Below are 5,460 nucleotides of genomic sequence, written 5' to 3'. Positions count from 1 at the left end.
GCCTTTGCTGGGGCTGAGGCACGCGGCGGCGTTGTGCGAAACCCCGGCGGATGGGTGCGGCGGATGGTGGAGCTGGCCGAGGAAGGGCGGGCTCAGCTGCACCGCTCGGTGTTCGGATTGCTCGCGGAGACGGAGAAGCCACGCAGCAGGCGCTCGGCATGTTCGACGCCGCGGCCGGGCGCGTAGCCATAGACCACAGCGGGCGGAGCGGCGCCGCCCCAGCGACGGTCGTCCCACGCCAGCGCCCAGAGGTATCCGGTTTTGGTTTTGCCTCGTCCCGGGGCCAGCACCGGCGCCGGGGTCTGGTCCATGAAGAGGCGGTCCCCGCGCTTCAGCTCATCGACCATGCGCTTGACGATCGGGCCGAGATGGAAGGCGGCCTTGCCGACCCAGCCGGCCAAGGTCGCGCGGTCCAGTTCGGCGCCCGAGCGCGCCAGGATCTGCGCCTGGCGATACAGAGGAATGTGGTCGGCGTATCTAGCGACGAGGACATGGGCGAGCGCCGCCTCGGTCGGCAGTCAGCAGAGGCCGGACCTTCCGACCTGCCCGGCTCGTAGACATACCGGGAAGACGCCCGTGAAGCTGGCGTCCATCGCGCCGCCGTCGCCGGCGATCAGCAGGTAGAGCACCGGGCGCTCCGCGTCGTTGCGCAGCGAGGCGACGACCAGGATCTGGTCCTCGTCCAGCGTGCCGTGCCCGGCCATGTGGGCCTGGGCTGCGGGCGCGGCGTAGGCCAGCAGGGCGGCGAGCGCGATGGGTCTGAGCATGTCGGTCTCCCGTCTCCGGAGGGGCCGGGGCGGGCGCGCCGCCCCGGCGGGGACGATCAGTCCATCTGCTTGAGCTCGGCGTATTCGCCGCGCAGCTGCACGGTCACCGTGACCGGCTGGCTGTCGCGGTTGCGCCAGAACCAGCCGTGCTCGCCGTCGAAGGGGGCCAGGATCGCGCCCTCGGAGCCGGTGGAGCCGCGGCCGCGCTCATAGGTCTCCGACTGGCCGCCGCCGTGGCCGTGAAGATCGAAGTTCACGCGGCCGCCCTCGACGGTCATCAGATACTGGGCCGTCTGGCCCTCGGTCATCATTAGCTTCCACTCGGCGGACTCGCCGGGCTGGAGGGTGAAGCTGAATTCGTCGCGCCAGGCCTCCTGGGCCTGGGCCGAGCCGACCAGCAGGGCGGCGGCGCCCTGGAGGCCGCGACGCCACAGCGAGGCGTGGTCCTCCTCGGCCTCCCGGGCGAGCTGGGACTTGATCTCGCCCATCTCGGTCAAGCCCAGCAGGGCGCCGACGCCGGTGGGGTCGTCGCCGTATTCGGCCGGCATCACCACGCAGACGGCGATGGCGACGGCGCCTAGGGCGGCGAGCACGGTCGAGCGGCGGAGCTGCGCCGGCGTGGGCAGGTCCTCGGGGTTGGGTCGGGGTGCGTTGAACATCCGGGGTTCCCTCAGGCGTTTTCGTAGTAGCCGACGAGTTGCCAGGCGGTGAGCATGACGCCGATGACGATCATCACGACGTTGACGGCGTAGGCCTGGCCCAGGAACTTCGGGCTGCGCCGCCACCAGCCCATGGCGATCAGGATCGCCGCCAGCGCCAGGATCTGGCCGATCTCGACGCCCACGTTGAAGGCCAGCAGGTTGGGCAGCAGCCCGTCGGGCGAGATCTGGTAGTCGAGGATCTTGGTGGCGAGGCCGGTCCCGTGGAACAGCCCGAAGATCAGCGTGGCCGCCTTCACGTTGGGCTGCACCCCGAACCATTGCTTGAACAGCCCGAGGTTGTCGGCCGCCTTGTAGGCGACGCTCAGCCCGATGATCGCGTCGATCAGGTAGGCGTCGATCCCCCAGCCGAACCACACGCCCAGCAGCATGGTCGTGGAATGGCCGATGGCGAACAGGCTGACGTAAAGCGCCACCTGGTTCATCCGGTAGAGGAAGAACACCACCCCCAGCAGGAACAGGATGTGGTCGTAGCCGGTCACCATGTGCTTGGCGCCGAGATAGAGGAAGGGGATCAGGTGGACCCCCCAGATCTCCTGGATATAGCCCGCGTCCCCGGGGGTGACGTTGTGGGCGGCCGCAGGGCCGGCGAGCGCGCAGAGCGCCGGGAGGCCGAGCAGCAGGCGGGTCGTCGTGCGCGCCAGGTCCGTGCCTGGGCGCCGCGATGGCCGATGCATTCGCAATCTCCGTATGTTGTTGAATCGTCTCGGTAGTCCGCCAGCAGGGCTCGCGGCGACGACTCAGACGCGCGGAGGTCGGTCGAGATCGTAGGCCGGCGGCGCCGGCGGGCCGGTCGCCGCTTCGCGCCAACGGGCGCCGAGCGCGGGGCTCGGCGCATGCGGGGCGGGGCCGCGGGCCAGGATCGGCTTCTGGTCGTGGTCGGCCGTCTCGGTCCCGTGGCCGTGGACGAGGCGCATCAACTCGGACGGGTCGCCGTGGAAGTGCCCGTGCGCGATGGCGCGGTCGAGCGTGGCGAGGTCCTCGGCGTCCGGCGCGGGGTGCAGCGCCTCGCGCGCGAAGACGCCGCCGAGAAAGGCCAGCGCGACCAGCACGCAGACCGCCGCGCGCAGGAGGTCTTGCAGGGAGGGGGACGGGGTCGTCCGCATGACGCTCCTTCTCGACCGCCGGGCCGGGCCTGACCGCAGGCTGCCCCGGGGCCGCGCCCCATGCAATCCGACGGAGGTCGCAGACCTCGCCCGCGGTCCTGTTTCTCCCCCTCGCGACCGAGACTGGAAATATCCCCCCAGGGAGGATATGTCCAGCCTATGAGCGACGCCCACGACCATCCCGGCCACCCGAAGATCGCCGCCCGCCTGAAGCGGGCCGACGGCCACCTGCGCAGCGTGATCGAGATGATCGAGGCTGGCCGCCCCTGCCTCGACATCGCCCAGCAGCTGCACGCGGTGGAGCGGGCCGTGGCCGCGGCGAAGCGCGAGCTGATCCTCGACCACCTCGACCATTGCCTCGACCCCGCCCACGCGGACGCGCTGGAGGCGGACGAGTTCCGCAAGATCGCCCGCCACCTGTAGCCGCCTCGACCCGTCCCGCCGCCTCGAAGGAGCGCGCCCGATGCTGGAGGTTCTCGCCGATCGCACCTATCGCCGCCTGTTCGCGGCGCAGGTGATCGCGCTGGCCGGCACGGGGCTGCTGACGGTGGCGCTGGCGCTGCTGGCCTACGACCTGGCCGGGGAGCGCGCCGGCGCCGTCCTGGGCGCGGCGCTGGCGGTGAAGATGATCGCCTACGTCGGCGTGGCTCCCCTCCCCGGGGCCCTCGCCGCCCGCCTGCCGCGCCGCGCGCTGCTGATCGCCCTGGACGTGGTGCGCGCCGCCGTCGCCCTGCTGCTGCCTTTCGTGACCGAGGTCTGGCAGGTCTACGTCCTGATTTTCGCCCTGCAATCCGCCTCGGCCGCCTTCACCCCGACCTTCCAGGCCACCATCCCCGACGTGCTGCCGGACGAGGCCCGCTACACCCGCGCCCTCTCCCTCTCACGCCTGGCCTATGACCTGGAGAACCTGCTCAGCCCCACCCTCGCGGCCCTGCTGCTGACGGTGGTCAGCTATCACAGCCTGTTCGTGGGCACGGTCGCGGGCTTCCTCGCCTCCGCCGCGCTGGTCTTCGCGACCCGCTTGCCGCGCCCAGATCCGACCCGGGCGGGCGAGTCCCCTCCGGCCCCCTTCCTGCGCGGCCTGACCTCGGGCGCGCGCATCTACCTCGCCACGCCCCGCCTGCGCGGCCTGCTGGCGCTGAACTTCGCCGTCGCCTCGGCCGGGGCCATGGTGATCGTCAACACCGTGGTGATCGTGCGCGGCCCGCTGGGCCTGGACGAGCCCGCGCTGGCGCTCGCCATGGGCTGCTTCGGCGCCGGCTCGATGGCCGCCGCGCTGCTGCTGCCGCGCCTGCTGGACCGGACCGGCGACCGCCAGGTGATGCTGCCGGCGGCGCTGGGGCTGGGAGGGCTGACGGTCGCGCTCTCCGCCGTGCTGGGGGCCGGGCTGGCCGGCGACGCGCCCGCCGACTGGCTCTGGCCCGCGCTGCTCTGCGGCTGGGCCCTGCTGGGGCTGGCCTGGTCCGCCGTCCAGACCCCCGGCGGCCGTCTCCTGCGCCGCTCAGCCCACGCGCCTGACCGTCCCGCGCTGTTCGCCGCGCAGTTCGCCCTGTCCCACGCCTGCTGGCTCGCGACCTATCCGCTCGCCGGCTGGCTGGGCGGCGCCGCGGGCCTGCCCGCGACCATGGCGCTGCTGGGCGTCCTCGCCCTGCTGGCCGCCCTCGTCGCCGCCCGCCTCTGGCCCGCGGAGGACCCCGAGGTCATCCCTCACGCCCACCCCGAGCTGCCGCCCGACCACCCCCACCTGCGCGCCGCCGCCGGCCCCCACCGCCACGCCCATCCGTTCGTGATCGACGACCTGCACCACGGCTGGCCCGTGGCGGGACGCGCCTGAGCGCATGGTCCACCTGACCGATTTCGCCGGCCTGTTCCTGGTCTGCTTCCTCGCCGCCACCGTGTTGCCCGCGCAGTCCGAGATCCTGCTCGCCGGCATGGTCCTCGCCCAGCACTACCCCGCCTGGGCCCTGATCGCGGTCGCCACCGTCGGCAACGTCCTCGGCTCCACCGTCAACTGGCTGCTGGGCCGCTACGTCGCCCATTTCGAGGGCCGCCGCTGGTTCCCGGTGAAGCGCCAGCGGATGCAGCGCGCCGAGGGCTGGTATCGCCGCTGGGGCAAGTGGTCCCTGCTGCTCTCCTGGGCCCCGTTCATCGGCGACCCCCTCACCCTCGTCGCCGGCGTCCTGCGCGAGCCCCTGCCGGCGTTCCTGGCCCTGGTCACCCTCGCCAAGCTCGGCCGCTACGTCCTCGTCGCCTGGCTGGCGGAGGGCTGGGTTGCGGAGTGACCGCGCTTTCCAGATCGCTGGCTCCGAGCCCTGCTCTTGTTCGGGAGTTCCGAGCCTGTTCCGAGCGCGGCAGACGTCGGTCCCGCCCAGGTCGCGACCGGTAGCCGAGATCCGTAGGCCGAAGCGGCGATGTCCGGCGACGGCGAACCTACTTGCTCAGGTACTTGACCAGCGCCGCGATCGCCAGCACGGCCAGCACGATCAGCAGCAGGCCCGACAGCCAGCCGAAGCCCATCATTCCATCGCCCATCGCATCGCCGTACATGGCGAGTTCCTCCGATTTGTGGTCCGGCGGCGGACGAGCCCGCAGCCGTGACACCCCGGCCTCCGCCGCCCGGGAGCGGGGGCGGCCCTGGACTTGCCCGCGTCAGTCCGGGCCGTGCAGCCGGACCGCCCGCAGCCTGAGCGCGTTGCCGATCACCGAGACCGAGGACAGGCTCATCGCCGCCGCGGCCACCACGGGGGACAGCAGAAGGCCAAAGACCGGGTAGAGAACGCCCGCGGCCAGGGGAACGCCGGCCGCGTTGTAGACGAAGGCGAAGAACAGGTTCTGGCGGATGTTGCGCATGGTCGCCTCGGCCAGCCG

Annotated in this window: 7 protein-coding genes and 2 pseudogenes; 3 read left to right on the top strand and 6 right to left on the bottom strand. The window is 72.3% G+C overall.

All coding sequences use genetic code 11. The features are described 5' to 3' along the window. Positions 1 to 134 precede the first annotated feature (134 nt). The 5 genes and pseudogenes from BM064_RS26050 to BM064_RS26030 all read right to left on the bottom strand — a co-directional run. Positions 135 to 518, bottom strand: a pseudogene (locus tag BM064_RS26050) (IS66 family transposase); the annotation flags it as partial. After that, entirely contained in the window at positions 519 to 767 is a 249-nt protein-coding gene (locus tag BM064_RS26045) for a hypothetical protein (protein ID WP_092866353.1), read from the bottom strand. 56 nt (positions 768 to 823) lie between these two features. Beyond that, positions 824 to 1,426, bottom strand: a complete 603-nt coding sequence (locus tag BM064_RS26040; RefSeq protein WP_092866350.1) for a transmembrane anchor protein — start codon at positions 1,424 to 1,426, stop codon at positions 824 to 826. A gap of 11 nt (positions 1,427 to 1,437) precedes the next feature. Further along, the gene (locus BM064_RS26035) at positions 1,438 to 2,163 is read right to left on the bottom strand and encodes a HupE/UreJ family protein (RefSeq protein ID WP_092866347.1); all 726 of its coding nucleotides are present in this window, start codon (positions 2,161 to 2,163) and stop codon (positions 1,438 to 1,440) included. Positions 2,164 to 2,226: 63 nt separating this feature from the next. Further along, positions 2,227 to 2,592 carry a hypothetical protein gene (locus BM064_RS26030; RefSeq protein WP_092866344.1) on the bottom strand — a complete coding sequence of 122 codons (366 nt, stop codon included), beginning with the start codon at positions 2,590 to 2,592 and terminating at the stop codon, positions 2,227 to 2,229. 159 nt (positions 2,593 to 2,751) lie between these two features. Here BM064_RS26030 and BM064_RS26025 point away from each other — a divergent pair, with 159 nt between their 5' ends. The 3 genes from BM064_RS26025 to BM064_RS26015 are packed head-to-tail and all read left to right on the top strand — an operon-like array spanning position 2,752 to position 4,874. Then, on the top strand, positions 2,752 to 3,015 hold the full coding sequence (locus BM064_RS26025) for a metal-sensing transcriptional repressor (protein ID WP_092866341.1): 264 nt from the start codon (positions 2,752 to 2,754) through the stop codon (positions 3,013 to 3,015). Between the two features lie 40 nt (positions 3,016 to 3,055). Then, positions 3,056 to 4,426, top strand: coding sequence for an MFS transporter (locus BM064_RS26020; protein WP_092866338.1), 1,371 nt, complete (start codon positions 3,056 to 3,058; stop codon positions 4,424 to 4,426). Positions 4,427 to 4,430: 4 nt separating this feature from the next. Further along, complete coding sequence (locus BM064_RS26015; protein WP_092866335.1) at positions 4,431 to 4,874, top strand: YqaA family protein; 444 nt, start codon at positions 4,431 to 4,433, stop codon at positions 4,872 to 4,874. 367 nt (positions 4,875 to 5,241) lie between these two features. Here BM064_RS26015 and BM064_RS26010 read toward each other — a convergent pair. Then, positions 5,242 to 5,460: pseudogene (locus tag BM064_RS26010) on the bottom strand (copper-transporting ATPase); the annotation flags it as partial.

Source organism: Albimonas pacifica (assembly GCF_900113695.1).
In the GTDB taxonomy this organism is placed as follows: domain Bacteria; phylum Pseudomonadota; class Alphaproteobacteria; order Rhodobacterales; family Rhodobacteraceae; genus Albimonas; species Albimonas pacifica.
Note: the sequence above shows the minus strand (reverse complement) of the source record. Positions and strands in the feature narration are given on the sequence as shown.

Coding starts and splice junctions, on each gene's coding strand:
- BM064_RS26015 (WP_092866335.1), top strand. CDS start 4,431: ATGGTCCACCTGACCGATTTCGCCGGCCTGTTCCTGGTCTGCTTCCTC.
- BM064_RS26025 (WP_092866341.1), top strand. CDS start 2,752: ATGAGCGACGCCCACGACCATCCCGGCCACCCGAAGATCGCCGCCCGC.
- BM064_RS26045 (WP_092866353.1), bottom strand. CDS start 767: ATGCTCAGACCCATCGCGCTCGCCGCCCTGCTGGCCTACGCCGCGCCC.
- BM064_RS26030 (WP_092866344.1), bottom strand. CDS start 2,592: ATGCGGACGACCCCGTCCCCCTCCCTGCAAGACCTCCTGCGCGCGGCG.
- BM064_RS26035 (WP_092866347.1), bottom strand. CDS start 2,163: ATGCATCGGCCATCGCGGCGCCCAGGCACGGACCTGGCGCGCACGACG.
- BM064_RS26040 (WP_092866350.1), bottom strand. CDS start 1,426: ATGTTCAACGCACCCCGACCCAACCCCGAGGACCTGCCCACGCCGGCG.
- BM064_RS26020 (WP_092866338.1), top strand. CDS start 3,056: ATGCTGGAGGTTCTCGCCGATCGCACCTATCGCCGCCTGTTCGCGGCG.